The following is a 1,563-nucleotide window of genomic DNA, read 5'->3' on the forward strand; positions in this document are numbered from 1 at the left end:
TCCAAAACCCGGAACCTGACAAAAACATGCAGGGTATTACCTAAAACTCTTCATCAAGTTTCCTATCGCTGATGAATGGGCTGTATATAAACTGATGGAACCTTCTTTTGCGCCAATCGATGGGCGTGTTGGCTGATTCAAATACTCCGTCATGCGAACGGTCTTTTCAACGTCTCGCTGCTTGCGTGCGCTTCGTTTTTGGGATGTGAGATAAACATCCCGCAACGTGTTATTGAGGATACCCTGTTTTACTTTCACCATAGCTTCACTGCCTTCTGCGCTCCAATGCATCCCCCGTCTTTTCATCCGGAAAGAAACGCGACGCTGATTGGATTCCATAGCCCCTAAGCCTCGTGCGTCTTCTGGCGGGTCTTCCACTTTCTCACGCCAGTCAAAAATACGATCCCAATTGTGCTGAATGTAAGTTCGAAAACCGTTTACCTTTTCTACCTGTTTTGCGTTTTCCAGGGTACTTTCGTATGTATCCAGCCAAAGTATGAACTGTTGCCAATCGTGTTGTTTTAACGCTTTTCTTATCCCGTCCTTAAATTCACTCTTTTCACCGCCTAATGCCCGATTTAACGCCTGAGCTACATGGTAAGCGTCAAGTTGATTCAACACGGGATAACGGGACTGGGAAAAGGCTTCCTGGAACCGTTCAGCTGTGTAGCCCTGCCCGCCATCACTATTTGTCACAACCTGCGTATTCTCCAGCGAATAACCATGGGCCGCATATGACTGCACCTCTTTCCAAAAGTCATCAGTCGGCTTCGTTGTCATGATTACGTGTTGATTGCTGAGTGAGACCCGTTTGCCATTTTTGACCCAGCCTTCATGCATAATCGCATGCCGGACCTCATGGCTTTTCTTTTTCTTTGTAGAACGGACAAAAACGCCATCTGCCTCTGTATATAAATAGTCAACTTCTTTTCCCACCGGAAGGGGCGCTGCTTCCTCCAGTTCAGCCGCCATTTCCACATCAGCCTGGGACTGCGCATCTCCAACACGCTTCACGATACTCCCGACTGTTTGATGACTCATCGTTACGGGGGTCCATTCCTTCAAAGTTTGGACTGATGCACGATACGTGCTCTCACTAGCCAATTCAGCCACTTTTACCTCCGTCAGGGGACTGTATCGTTGACTTTTCCGAAGACCAGCCCACTCATCAAAGGGATAGTGAGAATCACCTTTCAGGTCATGCATTAATGTATGCCGAAAACGAACTGCCCCAAACGTGAATTGAACCGTTTTCCAATCTTCACGCTCGACAGTCCAGCCCAACTTCTGTTTCTCAGCTTTAATCACCTTATTAATCTGTGTGAACACTTCCCCCATCTGGGAAGCAAACACCTCATACATATAGAGTCGAATGCTTTCTTCCAAATCAACTAAGTTGTTTGTTTCCTTTATTAATGCGTATAATCTTGATATAATAGTTTCCATGAGAAGGCCTCTTTCGAAATGTATTTGCCCGTCAAAGCATACATTTATGATAGAGTGCCTTCTCTTTTTTGACTAGAAAATTGCCTCAGGTGGCCCCGAGAATTATTTTACACATAT

1 protein-coding gene is annotated in these 1,563 nt (G+C 45.7%); it reads right to left on the minus strand.

Annotation, left to right across the window (positions count from 1 at the left end):
• Window positions 1-36: 36 nt before the first annotated feature.
• On the minus strand, window positions 37-1,446 hold the full coding sequence (locus E4U82_RS19510; protein WP_135111906.1) for an ISLre2 family transposase: 1,410 nt from the start codon (window positions 1,444-1,446) through the stop codon (window positions 37-39).
• Between the last annotated feature and the right edge of the window lie 117 nt (window positions 1,447-1,563).

This window comes from Lentibacillus salicampi (genome assembly GCF_004565465.1).
In the GTDB taxonomy this organism is placed as follows: domain Bacteria; phylum Bacillota; class Bacilli; order Bacillales; family Amphibacillaceae; genus Lentibacillus; species Lentibacillus salicampi.